Raw genomic sequence first — 13,660 nt, forward strand, 5'->3', positions numbered from 1 at the left:
CCACCAACACCCATAACACCGAAAAACCAAGACCACGAACCGAGACAAACCCAATGACCGACACCCCCCATTTCCCGCTCTCCGCCGTGGTCGGCGCTGATGACTTGAAGCTCGCCCTGTACCTGACCGCCATCGACCCGAAAATCGGCGGGGTGTTGATCGAAGGTCCGCGCGGCATGGCCAAATCGACGCTGGCCCGTGGCCTGGCGGACCTGCTTGCCAGCGGTCAATTCGTCACCTTGCCGTTGGGCGCCACCGAAGAACGCCTGGTCGGCACCCTCGACCTCGACGCCGCCCTGAGCGACGGCCGCGCGCAGTTTTCCCCCGGCGTCCTGGCCAAGGCTGACGGCGGCGTGCTCTATGTCGATGAGGTCAATCTGCTGCCTGATCACCTCGTTGACCTGCTGCTCGACGTGGCCGCCAGCGGCACCAACCTGATCGAACGCGACGGCATTTCCCATCGGCATTCGGCGAGGTTTGTGCTGATCGGCACCATGAACCCGGAAGAAGGTGAGTTGCGTCCGCAATTGCTCGACCGTTTCGGCCTGAACGTCGCCCTCAGTGGCCACACCGCACCCGCCGAGCGCGGTCAGATCATCCGTCGGCGGCTGGATTTCGACAGCGATCCCCAAAGTTTCTGCGCCGAATGGGAAGGCCAGCAACACGCGCTGCGCGAACGCTGCCAGCAGGCACGCACTGCCTTGGCGAGCATCCCGCTGGACGACGTGGCACTGGCGCACATCACCGAGCGTTGTTTTGCCGCCGGCGTCGATGGTTTACGTGCCGATCTGGTTTGGCTGCGTGCCGCCCGTGCTCACGCGGCCTGGCGCGGGGCACACGCGATTGCCGAGGAAGATATCGACGCGGTCGCCGAATTTGCCTTGCGTCATCGCCGCCGCGAACATCCCCACGCACCGCCGCAACCGGCGCCGCAGTCACCGTCCGCCCACACGCCGAGCCCGAGCGAAGGCCAGGGCCAGTGGGGCGAAATGCCCGCCCAGGCCCTGCCGGTTGGCGCCCGACGTGACGTGCCGAGCTGGCCAAAAAAGCCCTAGGCATTCGCCCTCGATCTGACGCGGGGGCGAATGCCAAACCCCGCGCGGGACGGCTGGACAATGGTCGGCAAGGCAAGCGCCGTGCAGCCCCCAAGGGCACGATCAACTGGCCAGGCACGTTGCTCAACGGGCGCCCGCGTCAGCACGAAGATTTGCTGTTTCATCTGCGCACCCGTTCGGCCCACGAACTGTGGCTGGTGATCGTTGATGCGTCGGCGTCGACCCGGCGGCATCAGGCGTTGAGCGACGCCAAGGGCTTGCTTGCGCAGCTGTTCGACGACGCTTATCGGCAACGGGCGCGCCTGGCCTTGCTGACCGCCAGCGGCCACGCGCCGAAGTGGCAGGTGCAAGGTTTGAAGGCGTCCAGCGGTTTGCGCACCTGGCTGGATGGTTTGGGGGCGGGCGGCGGCACGCCGATGCTGGCGGCGCTGCATGAGGCGGGGCAGTGGCTGAGCGCTCGGCAGAAGCGTTTTCCGGCGGAGCAGCAGCGTTTGTTGCTGGTGACGGATGGGCGGTTGAAGGAATGGCCGGGGTTGCCGGTGCTGGCGTGTCCGGGGTTGCTGATTGATATTGAGCGTGGGCCGATTCGGCTTGGGCGGGCCAGGGTGTTGGCTACTGAACTAAAGGCAGACTATCGGCATATTGATGATCTGATTACTGGTTAAGAGGTGTGGTGCATGGGCCGGCCTCATCGCGAGCAAGCTCGCTCCCACACTGGTACTCCGTCACGCTGAAGATCCTCTGTGGGAGCGAGCTTGCTCGCGATTGGCAGCGACGCGGTTCCGGATCATCAAGGCAAATCCGCATCACTGCCCTATGCTCAGCAAGCCAGCCATTCACAGGAGTGAACCATGCGCGTTCTAGCCGCAAACCCTCAGGACGATTTCCGCGTCAAAGCCTACGCCGGTACCAATGGCGTGCTGTTGGCCATGGACCTGGCCGAACCTCGCCGCAAAGGCTTGCTCGGTTTTGCCATTGAGAAACAGTCAGGCACCAAACCCTGGCTGTTCCTGTTCAACAGCCTGACCTTCCCCGGCAAGGTCCACACCTTCCCCCAATATCACGCCACCCCCAGCGATATCGCCCCGCTGCAAAAATTCCGTTGGGCCGATTACGCGGTCAATCCAGGGACGACCATGCATTACCGCGTGCACCTGGCCTACGGCACACCCGATGCGCCGCAACTGGGTGAATTCGTCGAACTGACGATCACCTCCGACGATGGCCTGCCGAGCAACCAGAGCGTGATTTTCAACCGGGCGGTGGCCGCGAGCCAGGCGTTTCAGCGCAAATTCCCCGACCTCGACGCACAGATCAGCGCCAACAAAGGCCTGCCCATCGAAGCGTGGCCAATCGCGGCGCAGCAATGGTTGGAAAACGGTCTGCTCGGGCGCTTGCTGGGGTTTATCCGGCGCGCCGTGGACGATCAATGGGCGCTGGACATTGCCATCTACGAATATCAATTGCAGTCGATCGTCGACGAGGTGAACGCCGCGTTTGCCCGTGGGGTCAAGGTGCGAGTGCTGTATCACGCGCAACCGGACGACGAAGACACCACGATGAACGAGGCCAGCCTGGAAAAAATCCCGGCAGCCAACAAGCGTGGGCGGGTCACCCACAACATCTTCCACGACAAATTCATCGTCCTGAGCAAACTCGATGGCGGCGAGCATCGCCCGCAAGCCGTGCTCTGCGGCAGCACTAACTTCACGCCCAACGGTGTCTACCGCCAGGCCAACGTGGTGCATGTACTCGACGACGCGCGGATCGGCGCCAGTTACCTGCAAACCTTCGAAGAAGTCTGGGCCAACCCGGCGGACGTCGGGGCGACGCGCACCTGGCTGACCAAAAACAACCCAATGGACCCGACGCAAGCGCTGTTCGCCGGATTTTCACCGCGCACGGGGCAGGGCGATTTGAAGGAGTTCGTGCAGATCATCAACGGCGCGAAAAAGGACGTGCTGTTCGTCACCGCGTTCGCCTTGCCTGACGACATCCTCAACGCCTTGCTCGGCGAACCCCACGACGACATCCTGCGCTACGGCCTGCAGAACACGGTCAGCCGCATCACCGGTTTCCACGCCGACCGCACCGCCGAATTCGCCGCCACGGCGCTGCTCAACACCGGGCTGGAGGGCTGGCTCAAGGAAAACATGAAAGGCCAGAAGGGCAACCTGCTGGTGCACACCAAAGCCATCGTCACCGACTTCACCACCGACACACCGACCATCATCAGCGGCAGCCATAACCTCAGCGCGGCGGCGAGTAATGGCAATGACGAGAATTACCTGATCATTCGCGGCGATACGGATTTGGCGGATCGCTATGGGTTGGAGTTGCTGCGGTTTTACGAGCATTACCGGTTTCGTTATTTTGCGAAGAAACTGGCGTTGAAAGAGGTGTCGCCATTGGCGGCGGATGACAGCTGGACCAATGATTACTATGTGGAAGGGGATTTGCGGGAGCTGTCGCGGCTGCGATTCTCCGGGCGGTAAGTCGGCGCTTTTAATGGCCCCTTCGCGAGCAGGCTCGCTCCCACAGGTTTTGCGCAAATCCTGTGGGAGCGAGCCTGCTCGCGAAAGGGGCGCCGCAGACCTTACTGGTTAACGGAACCAGTTAGTCCGCGCCAATTCAATCACCTCATCCCCACGCCCGCTCATCACCGCTTTAAGCATGTACAAACTGAACCCTTTGGCCTGCTCCAGCTTGATCGCCGGTGGCATCGCCAGTTCCTGGGTCGCGGTAATCACATCCACCAACACCGGCCCGTCATGGGCCAGCGCCCGGCGCAGCGCCGGCTCCAGGTCTTCCGACTCTTCAACGCGAATCCCGAGAATCCCCATGGCATTCGCCATCGCCGCGAAGTCCGGGTTGTGCAGGTCGGTGCCGGTGTCGAGCAATCCGCTGGACTTCATTTCCATCGCGACAAAGCCCAAGGATGCGTTGTCGTAGACGATGATTTTCACCGGCAACTTCAACTGCGCCAGGGAGATGAAATCCCCCATCAACATGCTGAAACCACCATCGCCCGACAAGGAAATCACCTGCCGATCAGGGAACGCAGCCTGGGCGCCAATGGCCTGGGGCATGGCGTTGGCCATAGAACCGTGGTTGAACGACCCGAGTAACCGGCGTTTGCCATTCATTTTCAGGTAACGCGCCGCCCACACCGTTGGCGTACCGACGTCGGCGGTGAAGATGGCGTCGTCATTCGCCAGTTCACTGAGCAGGCGGGTGAGGTACTGCGGATGAATCGGCCGGCCTGGCGCGGAAGGTTGGGCCAGGTCGTCGAGGCCCTGGCGCGCTTTCTTGTAGTGTTCGAGGGATGATTCCAAGAAGCTTCGATCACCGCGATACGGCAGGCGCGGCAGCAACGCCGCGAGGGTTTCGCTAACGTCGGCGGCGATGCCCAGGTCCAGGGTGGTCCGGCGGCCGAGGGCTTCGGGGTTGTGGTCAATCTGAATAATGGTGGCGTCGGTGGGGTAGAACTGTCGATACGGGAAGTCGGTGCCGAGCATCACCAAAGTGTCGCAGTTGAGCATCGCGTGATAACCGGAGCTGAAGCCGATCAGCCCGGTCATGCCGACGTCGAACGGGTTGTCCCACTCCACGTGTTCCTTGCCGCGCAAGGCATGCACCACCGGCGCGCCGAGGGCGTCGGCCAGGGCCACCACTTGATCATGAGCCCCGGCGCAACCGGCGCCGCACATCAAAGTCACGGCTTTGCTTTGGCTCAGCAGTTCCACCAGTCGATCCAGATCCTGCGGCGCGGGCAGGGTGCGCGGCCGGGAAAGGGTCGGCCAGGGCTTGAGGTTGTCTTCGACTTCCTGCAACGCCACGTCACCGGGAATCACCACCACCGCGACGCCACGATTGAGGATCGCACTGCGCATCGCCCGATGCAGCACCTGCGGCATCTGCGCCGGGTTGCTGACCAGTTCGACGAAGTGGCTGCACTCCTTGAACAGTTCCTGCGGATGGGTTTCCTGAAAGTAGTTGAGGCCGACTTCGGAGGAGGGGATCTGCGCCGCGATGGCCAGCACCGGCACATGGTTTCTATGGCAATCGAACAGCCCGTTGATCAAGTGCAGATTGCCCGGCCCGCAACTGCCGGCGCACACCGCCAACTCCCCGGTAACCGCCGCCTCAGCCCCGGCGGCAAATGCCGCGACTTCTTCGTGGCGCACGTGCATCCACTCGATGCTGTCCATGGTGCGCAGGGCTTCGGTCAGGCCATTGAGGCTGTCGCCGGTCAGGCCCCAGATGCGTTTGACGCCGGCCTGTTCCAGGGTGGTTGCCAGTTGCTGGGCAATGGTGATTTTCGCCATGAATGAGGTACTCCAGTGATCGATGAGTGGCCCTTGGGATAGAAAAAGGGACAACTCAACGGCTGGCATGACTCCCGGGGATTTGTGAAGACTCGTTTACTTGGCCATGGCCTGTTTGTACTGGCGGGTGCGCTTGGCGATGTATAGCTGATCGCGGATCAACGCCCACAGCGCCGAGACCTGCGGCCGGGGTTGGTGTCCGCGACTCAGGCGATGCAACTGGAACTTGACCACCGCCATGGTCGCCAGCGCCGCCAAGGGTTTGCGCTTCCAGAGGATCGGCGGCAGTTGCGGATGGCTGTTCTTGCCTTCGCGCCAGTGCTTGACCAGGTGCGGCTCAACGGCCATCGCGGTGCCGATCCCGGCCATGGCGATGCCGCTGTCGAGTACTTGTTCGACGATGGCCAGGCGACGGATGCCGCCGGTGACCATCACCGGCATGCGCGCCACGCTGGCCAGTTCGCCGGCCATCTCCAGGAAGTACGCTTCGCGCGCCAAAGTGCGGCCGTCCCGGGCTTCGCCTTGCATGGCCGGGGCTTCGTAACTGCCGCCGGACAATTCCAGTAAGTCGAGTGGCTGCTCGTTGAGCCACTGGATCACTTGCTTGGCATCGTCGGCATCGAAGCCACCGCGCTGGAAGTCGGCAGAGTTGAGTTTTACCGCCACGCAGAATTGCGGCGACACCGCTTTGCGCACCGCGCTCACCACTTCAAGGAGCAAGCGTGCGCGGTTCTCCAGTGAACCACCCCATTGATCGGTGCGGCGATTGGTCAGCGGCGACAAAAACTGGCTGAGCAGATAACCGTGGGCCGCGTGAATTTGCACGCCGGTGAATCCGGCCTTTTCCGCCAACGCGGCGCTGGTGGCGAAGCGTTGGATCACTTCATCGATATCGCTTTGCGACATCGGCTTGGGTTCAGCAAACATCTTCGAGAACGAGCCCATGTCCAGCGCCACCGCCGACGGCGCCAAGGCTTGCTGGCCGAGATTGGCCATGGTCTGACGCCCCGGATGGTTGAGTTGCACCCAGAACTGCGCGCCACCGGCCCGGCCAATCGTTGCCCACTGGCGGAAGCGTTCAAGATGCCGCTCGTCTTCCAACACCACGCCGCCGGGGCCGGTCATCGCGCGGCGGTCGATCATCACGTTACCGGTCAGCAACAACCCGGCTTCACCCTCGGCCCAGGCCTGATACAAACGCAACAGCGCATCCGAAGGGGCCTGCTGCCTGTCCGCGAGGTTTTCTTCCATCGCGGCTTTGGCGATGCGATTGCCGATGGTCTGGCCGTTGGGCAAATTCAGCGTTTGAAAGGGCGACATGCTTGACTCCTCATCAGTGATGGGTGGAGGCTAAGCTTAAAGTTAACTTTAATGTCAAGCAGGCAAATGAGGTTGGGATGAAGATTGGTGAATTGGCAGAGTTAAGTGGCTTCAACCCGTCGCGCATTCGGTTTTACGAGGCCCAGGGGCTGATCCAGAAAGTCGAGCGCCGGGCCAACGGTTATCGGCATTACCCCGAGCAGGTGTTGCAGACGCTGTACCTGATCCAGTGCGCCCAACAGGCCGGGTTCAGCCTGGAAGAGTTGAAGCAGTTGATGCCGGACACCGCGACCGGTGAGTTCAAGCACGACGAACTGCTGGCGGGGCTGACGCGCAAAGTCGAGCAGATCGAAGAAATGCAGCAGCATCTGGCCCAGAGCAAGGCGAAGCTGTTGGCGGTGATCGAAGATATCCAGGCGAAGCCCGAAGGCATGGGCTGCGATGCCAATGCCGAGCGGGTGCTGGCTTCGTTCAAACAGCCGCGCTGATCACTTGTAGGAGCAAAGCTTGCTCGCGAACGCGGTGGGCCAGCCAACATCCCTGTTGAATGTGAAACCGCCTTCGCGAGCAAGCTTCGCTCCTACTGGGTGTATCGTTGCCCCCCAAATCTGTGTTCACCACCGACCCCCTGTAGGAGCGAGGCTTGCCCGCGAAGAGGCCCTGATAGTCAACGCAATGTCATCACTGGCGAGCAACGGTTCCCGATAAGTGGTTTGAAGGACTCGGTATTGGATTACGCATCAACGTACCCACCACCAACGCCCCCAGCAGCGCCAATAACCCCGCGACCAACAGCAACAAACTGAAACCGCCAACGAACGCTTGCCGGGCCAAGGGTTCGACAACGCCACGCGCGGTGTCCGGCAGCAGGCCCAGCGCTGCGGTCATGTCACCGGCCACCACTCGCGAGGCGATGCCTTGGGTCTGATCCAGCCATTGCCCCGACAAGCTGTTACGCAGCAACAATTCGGTGTGACTGGCCAGCAAGGCGCCGTACACGCCGATGGCCAGCATGATCGCGCTGAAGCGCATGGTGGTGCTCATGCCCGAGGCCATGCCGGCGCGATCCCGTGGCACACAAACCATGATGTTTTTCTGGGTGTCACCATTGAGCAACCCAGCCCCGGCACCGGTCACCGCAATCGCAAGGGCGAAGGGCAGATAGCCGCCGCTATTGACCGCCCAGGCGCTGAGCAAGTTGCCGCAGCCGACCAACGCAAGACCGGCCGCCATCAAGGTCGCGGGGGCAAACCGATTTGCCAGTCGCGCACCAATGCGCGGGCAAATCAGCATCGTCAGGGCAAACGGCAACATCCCCAACCCGGAGGCAATGGCCGAGAACCCCAAGCCGTTCTGCAGATAAAACGGCAGCAACGTCATCATCACCTGGGCACAACCGGCGTAGGCGAACATCCCCAGTAGCGCGCCGATAAAACGCGGATGCTTGAACAATTGCAGGTCAACCATGGGCCGCTGCTGCATCCGTTCGATCAGCACAAACAGCCCCAACAACAAGGCGCCGCCGATCAGTCGGGCGTAGGTCAGTGGATTGCTCCAGCCGATGCGGTTGGCTTCGATCAGGCCCCAGATCAGGCATAACAGACTCGCACTGAACGCCAGGCTGCCCCACGGGTCGAGGCGCGCGGATTGCGTGTCGCGGGATTCCGGCACGTTGCGCCAGACCATCGCCATCAGCAGCAGACCCACCGGCAGATTGAGGTAAAAAATCCAGCGCCAGCCGATGTACTCAGTGATCAACCCGCCCAGGGTAGGCGCCGCAGTCATCGCCACGCCCATGCACGCACCCCAGAACGCCCAGGCCTTGGCCCGCTCGACCTCATCGTGAAAGGTATGGCCAATCGAGGCCAGCGCCGAGGTCAACAGCAACGCTGCGCCGACACCCTTGATCGCCCGGGCAATATCGAGGAACACCGCATTCGGCGCGGCGCCGCAACCGAGGGACGCGAGGATGAAGATCCCCAGGCCCCAGAGCAGGGTTTTCTGTCGGCCAAAGCGATCGGCAATGCTGCCCGCTGGCAGCAACAATGCAGCGAAGGCCAGCATGTAGGCGCTGACCACCCACTCGATATCGGCGAAATTGGCGCCCAGCTCCCGGGCGATGGTTGGCAATGTAACGGCGACAATGTTGGTGTCGAGGACAATCAGCGAACACACCCCGGAGGCGGTCAGCAGCGTCAGGCGCGGGCTGACCCGGTTCATGAGGTGATTGCCTTTTGAGTAAGGTGTTTGACGGTCATGGCTTCGGCTCTCTACTGTGGATGCACCGAAAGCTTATCCCGGTCGATATCAAGCGTTGTTAGCTGACAGTCGGGACTTCATTACCTTTGAGCTAATCCACCGATGGACATACGCCATTTCCGCTACTTTCTGGCCGTTGCCCGGCAGCGCAACTTCACCCGCGCCGCTGAACAACTGGGGATTGCCCCGCCGACCTTGAGTCGACAGATCCAGGACATGGAAACCGAACTGGGCACCCGGTTGTTCCTGCGTCAGCAACGGGAAGTCAGCCTGACCGAGGCCGGCGCTGCGCTGGTGATCGAGGCCGAAGCCACGGTGCGCCAATTCGAATTCGCCCAACGCAGTGCCCAACGGGCCGGGCGCGGTGATATCGGGCATATCGAGCTGGGTTACGTGGCGTCGGCGGTGTACTCGGGGCTGTTGCAAAAACAGGTGCAAGCCTTCAGCCGCAAGTGCCCGGACGTCAGCCTGAATGTGCGGGAAAGCCCGATGGCGGCGTTGCCGGGCCTGGTGATCGAGGGCCGGTTCGATATCGGTTACGTGCGCTCGCCCATGACCTTGCCCGACGGGTTGGAGGCGATCCGGCTCGATGCGGAAGGCTTTGTCTTGGCCGTGTCGAGCGAATCCTGGCTGTGCCGCCTGCCGCAGATCAGCCCGGCGCATTTGCAAAACGAAACCTTCATCCTGCCCGAGCAAATCAACGGCACTTTGCAAGTCGCGGCCCAGGGCGGGTTCGCGCCGAAGCTGGGGCCGCAGCCGGGTGGGTTGGTGGCGGTGATTGCCTTGGTGTCGCTGGGGCAGGGCGTGGCGGTGGTGCCGGAATCGGTGGTCGGGCATGTCGGGTTGCCGGGGGTGGTATATCGGGGGATCGAGGGCGGGGAGGCGCGTTCGTGGTTGTCGATGGTTTATCGGCGGTTTGAGAAGTCGGCGGCGGTGGCTCGGTATATCGAGCAAGTTCGAAACCGCTAGAAGCTTCGCGAGCAGGCTCGCTCCCACACTGGACTTGTGAGCGCTGAAGATCCTCTGTGGGAGCGAGCCTGCTCGCGAAGGCGTCCGCCCAAACGACGCTGATACAGATCTTGTAATGATTTCCCACTGTGGGAATTGTGACCTTCACCTGTACGCTCCAAGTCCTTTTTTCCATTCAGGACCTGCATGAACACCCTCTCGGAGCCTCCCAGTCAGCCTTCCATCTCGCGCATCCGCGCAACCCTGACGCACGTCAAACACCCGGTCTTCCGACCTCTCTCTCTTTTTGCATCTACGCCCTCACGGCCCTCGGGCTGCACTTCGCCGTGCCCGGCATTCTGAATTCGCTGAAGAGATCGAGACATTTTTATGGAATGGATAGCTGACCCCACCGCATGGCTGGGCTTGTTGACGTTGATCGTGCTGGAGCTGGTGCTGGGCATCGACAATCTGGTGTTTATCGCGATCCTGGCGGACAAGTTGCCGCCACATCAGCGCGACCGCGCGCGGATCATCGGTTTGTCCCTGGCGCTGCTGATGCGCCTGGGCCTGCTGGCGAGTATTTCCTGGCTGGTAACCCTGACGCAGCCATTGTTCGAGGTGTTCGACAAGAGCTTCTCCGGGCGTGACTTGATCATGCTGTTCGGCGGTGTATTCCTGTTGTTCAAGGCCACCATGGAGTTGCACGAGCGGCTCGAAGGCCATGTTGGCCAGCGTGCCGGCAATGCGGCGTATGCGATGTTCTGGCCGATCGTGGCGCAGATCGTGGTGCTCGATGCGGTGTTTTCCCTCGACGCGGTAATTACCGCCGTGGGCATGGTCGATGAACTGGCGGTGATGATGATCGCGGTGATCATTTCCATCGGCCTGATGATCGTCGCCAGCAAGCCGCTGACTCGCTTTGTCAACGAACACCCGACGGTGATCATGCTGTGCCTGGGCTTTTTGATGATGATCGGTTTCGCCCTGACGGCCGAGGGCCTGGGGTTCCACATTCCCAAGGGTTACCTGTACGCGGCCATTGGCTTCTCGATCCTGATCGAAGTGTTCAACCAGATCGCCCGCGCCCGGCGCAAGCGCTCCATGCAAGGCTTGCGACCGATGCGCGAGCGTACAGCCCATGCGGTGATGCGCTTGCTTGGCGGTCGCCGGTTGGCGGTGGAAGAGGTCGGCGAGGAGATTGCCGACCTGCTGGATAACGGTGAAGCCCCAAGTGAGGTGCTGTTCGATCGCCGTGAACGGGTGATGATCAGTGGTGTGCTGCAACTGGCCGAACGGCCGATTCGTACCCTGATGACGGTGCGGGCTGACGTCGATCACATCGATTTGGCCGACGATGCCGAGACTATTCGTACACGCCTGATGCACTCGTCCTACTCGCGCCTGCCGCTGATCCGCGATGGCGCGGTGGATGAACCCCTGGGCTTCGTGCACAAAAAGGAGTTGTTGAAAGAGTACCTGGGCGGCAATGACCCGGACCTTGAAGACCTGGCGCGCACGACCATCAATCTGCTCGACAGCTACTCGATCCTCAATGCCCTGGAGCAGATGCGCAAAGCCTCGACCCACATTGCCTTCGTGGTCAATGAATTCGGCGACTTCGTTGGCGTGCTGACCATGACCGATATTCTCGAGTCGATTGCCGGCGAACTGCCGGATGCCAGCGAAATCGAAGGCCCGGATGTGCTTGAGGAGCAGGGCGGGTTCATGGTCAGCGGCGCGTTGAACCTGGCTCGGGTGCGACAGTTGACCGGTTTTAGCGCTGAACCGACCGAGGATTACCAGACACTGGCCGGGTTGGTGATGAGTGTGCTGGATCGGTTGCCGATGATCGGTGACAGCCATGAACGGGAAGGCTGGACCATGACGGTAATGGCGGTTGAAGAACGGCGGGTGGTGCGGGTGTTGTTGGTCCGCAGCGGCGGGTAATTTTGCGTCGAGACTTAGGGCCTCTTCGCGAGCAGGCTCGCTCCCACAATGGATGTGTGTACACCGTTCATGTGGGAGCGAGCTTGCTCGCGATAGCGATCTTCCCAACGACAAAAATCTCAAGCCCTGACCAAGTAACGTGCCCGAGCCACCGTGCACAGGCCCCGAAAAGTCCGCCGCAACCAAACCAAATCATGCCCCGGTTTCCGAGCCACCTGCCGGGGCTTCACCTTCCCGACATGCGCCACAAAATCCTCCGCCAGCGATTGTGGACTACCAATCCCCTTAAGCTTTTTAACCAGTTTCCCATCCTTGTAAAACAACACCGTCGGCGTCCCCGTAACGTTCGGATGCCGGGGCGATTCACTGGTATTCAACATATAAACATCCGCCCGATGCCGATACGCCTCGGCAATCCCCCGAAAAACCGGCTCGGCCTCTTCACAGGCAGGGCAGTGCTGATTGCCGAAGTACAGAATCACCGGACGCCAGGTTTTCAGGGCCTTGCGGTAGGTCGGGGCCAATGCCGTTTGCGCGGTAGTCGAAGTCATTGAAGTCTCCTTTTCACAACAATCATCGAAGGCTTGTTGACGGTAAAGGAGGGTGTCGGGCGGGTCTACTGTCAGAAATTACAGGTGGGCCCGCAAACGGCACGGTGCCACATTTTGAATCGCCACCCGCCGAATGTGGTGCAAGTACCCGCCCACGTGTGTCCCCCGGTAGCGCTCTCCCGCCCATGCGTTCGGTAACGCTTTTCCCGCGCAAAACCGCATCCCTTTGATTCAAAACACCTTTCAATCTCCCCAACATCACCCCCACATCCTATGGCACACTTTCTGCTGTCTATTCCGTTGTTACACACCAATATCCGGTATAACGGAATACACAACACTCTGGAGTGCTTGCCATGCATCGCCGACCTTCCTTGTTCAAAGCGTGTGTTTTTATCCTCGCGGCTTCGGCCGCTGCCATGGGTGTTGCCCAGGCGGCGGACAGTAAGCTCGATAGCGTGTTGGCCCGTGGCAAGTTGATCGTGGGGACGGGCAGTACTAACGCGCCGTGGCATTTCCAGGGAGCGGACGGCAAGTTGCAGGGGTTTGATATTGATATCGGGCACATGATCGCCAAGGGTTTGTTCAACGACCCGAGCAAGGTCGAGTACGTGGTGCAGTCGTCCGATGCGCGGATTCCGAACCTGTTGACGGACAAGGTCGACATCAGTTGCCAGTTCATCACCGTCACCGCCAGCCGTGCGCAGCAGGTTGCGTTCACCCTGCCGTACTACCGCGAAGGTGTCGGTCTGTTGCTGCCGGCGAACAGCAAGTACAAGGAAATCGAAGATCTGAAAGCCGCCGGCGATAGCGTGACTGTGGCTGTGCTGCAGAACGTGTACGCCGAAGAACTGGTGCATCAGGCGCTGCCCAAAGCCAAGGTCGATCAGTACGACAGTGTGGATTTGATGTACCAGGCCGTGAACTCGGGCCGTGCCGATACCGCCGCCACCGATCAGTCTTCGGTCAAATACCTGATGGTGCAGAACCCTGGCCGCTATCGCAGCCCGACTTACGCCTGGAGCCCGCAAACCTACGCCTGTGCAGTTAAACGTGGCGATCAGGATTGGCTGAACTTCGTCAACACGGTGTTGCATGAAGCCATGACCGGCGTCGAGTTCCCGACCTACGCAGCGTCGTTCAAACAATGGTTCGGTGTTGATCTGCCGACCCCTGCCATTGGTTTTCCCGTCGAATTCAAATGATCCCGTGAGAGCGGGGCGGCGATAACGCGCCCCGTTCAAGGTAC

Annotated in this window: 11 protein-coding genes; 7 read left to right on the plus strand and 4 right to left on the minus strand. The window is 61.1% G+C overall.

Features of this window, described 5'->3' with window-relative positions; translation table 11 throughout:
- Window positions 1–53: 53 nt before the first annotated feature.
- From BK667_RS00430 to BK667_RS00440, 3 genes are all read left to right on the plus strand, one after another.
- The gene (locus tag BK667_RS00430) at window positions 54–1,055 is read left to right on the plus strand and encodes a magnesium chelatase ATPase subunit I (RefSeq protein WP_123596487.1); all 1,002 of its coding nucleotides are present in this window, start codon (window positions 54–56) and stop codon (window positions 1,053–1,055) included.
- Between the two features lie 53 nt (window positions 1,056–1,108).
- Entirely contained in the window at window positions 1,109–1,720 is a 612-nt protein-coding gene (locus tag BK667_RS00435; protein ID WP_259741105.1) for a vWA domain-containing protein, read from the plus strand.
- 186 nt (window positions 1,721–1,906) lie between these two features.
- Complete coding sequence (locus BK667_RS00440) at window positions 1,907–3,550, plus strand: phospholipase D-like domain-containing protein (protein ID WP_123596488.1); 1,644 nt, start codon at window positions 1,907–1,909, stop codon at window positions 3,548–3,550.
- Window positions 3,551–3,658: 108 nt separating this feature from the next.
- Here BK667_RS00440 and poxB read toward each other — a convergent pair whose 3' ends face one another.
- Together poxB and BK667_RS00450 are read right to left on the minus strand one after the other, a co-directional pair.
- Window positions 3,659–5,383: a ubiquinone-dependent pyruvate dehydrogenase gene (poxB, locus tag BK667_RS00445; RefSeq protein WP_123596489.1), complete on the minus strand. Its 1,725-nt coding sequence runs from the start codon at window positions 5,381–5,383 to the stop codon at window positions 3,659–3,661.
- Window positions 5,384–5,479: 96 nt separating this feature from the next.
- On the minus strand, window positions 5,480–6,703 hold the full coding sequence (locus BK667_RS00450; RefSeq protein ID WP_123509526.1) for an NADH:flavin oxidoreductase/NADH oxidase family protein: 1,224 nt from the start codon (window positions 6,701–6,703) through the stop codon (window positions 5,480–5,482).
- A 77-nt stretch (window positions 6,704–6,780) separates the two neighbouring features.
- On the opposite strand from BK667_RS00450, the gene BK667_RS00455 reads away from it, so the two are divergent.
- Complete coding sequence (locus tag BK667_RS00455; RefSeq protein ID WP_123509525.1) at window positions 6,781–7,191, plus strand: MerR family transcriptional regulator; 411 nt, start codon at window positions 6,781–6,783, stop codon at window positions 7,189–7,191.
- Window positions 7,192–7,384: 193 nt separating this feature from the next.
- Here BK667_RS00455 and BK667_RS00465 read toward each other — a convergent pair whose 3' ends face one another.
- Window positions 7,385–8,923 (minus strand): MFS transporter, encoded by a 1,539-nt coding sequence (locus BK667_RS00465; protein WP_123596491.1) that lies wholly within the window; start codon window positions 8,921–8,923, stop codon window positions 7,385–7,387.
- A gap of 141 nt (window positions 8,924–9,064) precedes the next feature.
- On the opposite strand from BK667_RS00465, the gene BK667_RS00470 reads away from it, so the two are divergent.
- Together BK667_RS00470 and BK667_RS00475 are read left to right on the plus strand one after the other, a co-directional pair.
- Window positions 9,065–9,931: a LysR family transcriptional regulator gene (locus BK667_RS00470; protein ID WP_123596492.1), complete on the plus strand. Its 867-nt coding sequence runs from the start codon at window positions 9,065–9,067 to the stop codon at window positions 9,929–9,931.
- A gap of 369 nt (window positions 9,932–10,300) precedes the next feature.
- On the plus strand, window positions 10,301–11,860 hold the full coding sequence (locus BK667_RS00475; RefSeq protein WP_123596493.1) for a TerC family protein: 1,560 nt from the start codon (window positions 10,301–10,303) through the stop codon (window positions 11,858–11,860).
- A gap of 119 nt (window positions 11,861–11,979) precedes the next feature.
- On the opposite strand, the gene BK667_RS00480 is transcribed toward BK667_RS00475, so the two are convergent.
- Entirely contained in the window at window positions 11,980–12,411 is a 432-nt protein-coding gene (locus BK667_RS00480; protein ID WP_123596494.1) for a thioredoxin family protein, read from the minus strand.
- 356 nt (window positions 12,412–12,767) lie between these two features.
- Here BK667_RS00480 and BK667_RS00485 point away from each other — a divergent pair, with 356 nt between their 5' ends.
- Window positions 12,768–13,616 (plus strand): transporter substrate-binding protein, encoded by an 849-nt coding sequence (locus BK667_RS00485; RefSeq protein ID WP_123509520.1) that lies wholly within the window; start codon window positions 12,768–12,770, stop codon window positions 13,614–13,616.
- Window positions 13,617–13,660: the final 44 nt, after the last annotated feature.

Source organism: Pseudomonas frederiksbergensis, from assembly GCF_003732705.1.
GTDB classification, from domain to species: domain Bacteria; phylum Pseudomonadota; class Gammaproteobacteria; order Pseudomonadales; family Pseudomonadaceae; genus Aquipseudomonas; species Aquipseudomonas frederiksbergensis_F.

What these genes read in the sequence shown, in the direction of transcription:
- BK667_RS00430 (WP_123596487.1), top strand. Translation starts at nt 54, where the DNA reads ATGACCGACACCCCCCATTTCCCGCTCTCCGCCGTGGTCGGCGCTGAT.
- BK667_RS00440 (WP_123596488.1), top strand. Translation starts at nt 1,907, where the DNA reads ATGCGCGTTCTAGCCGCAAACCCTCAGGACGATTTCCGCGTCAAAGCC.
- poxB (WP_123596489.1), bottom strand. Translation starts at nt 5,383, where the DNA reads ATGGCGAAAATCACCATTGCCCAGCAACTGGCAACCACCCTGGAACAG.
- BK667_RS00450 (WP_123509526.1), bottom strand. Translation starts at nt 6,703, where the DNA reads ATGTCGCCCTTTCAAACGCTGAATTTGCCCAACGGCCAGACCATCGGC.
- BK667_RS00455 (WP_123509525.1), top strand. Translation starts at nt 6,781, where the DNA reads ATGAAGATTGGTGAATTGGCAGAGTTAAGTGGCTTCAACCCGTCGCGC.
- BK667_RS00465 (WP_123596491.1), bottom strand. Translation starts at nt 8,923, where the DNA reads ATGAACCGGGTCAGCCCGCGCCTGACGCTGCTGACCGCCTCCGGGGTG.
- BK667_RS00470 (WP_123596492.1), top strand. Translation starts at nt 9,065, where the DNA reads ATGGACATACGCCATTTCCGCTACTTTCTGGCCGTTGCCCGGCAGCGC.
- BK667_RS00475 (WP_123596493.1), top strand. Translation starts at nt 10,301, where the DNA reads ATGGAATGGATAGCTGACCCCACCGCATGGCTGGGCTTGTTGACGTTG.
- BK667_RS00480 (WP_123596494.1), bottom strand. Translation starts at nt 12,411, where the DNA reads ATGACTTCGACTACCGCGCAAACGGCATTGGCCCCGACCTACCGCAAG.
- BK667_RS00485 (WP_123509520.1), top strand. Translation starts at nt 12,768, where the DNA reads ATGCATCGCCGACCTTCCTTGTTCAAAGCGTGTGTTTTTATCCTCGCG.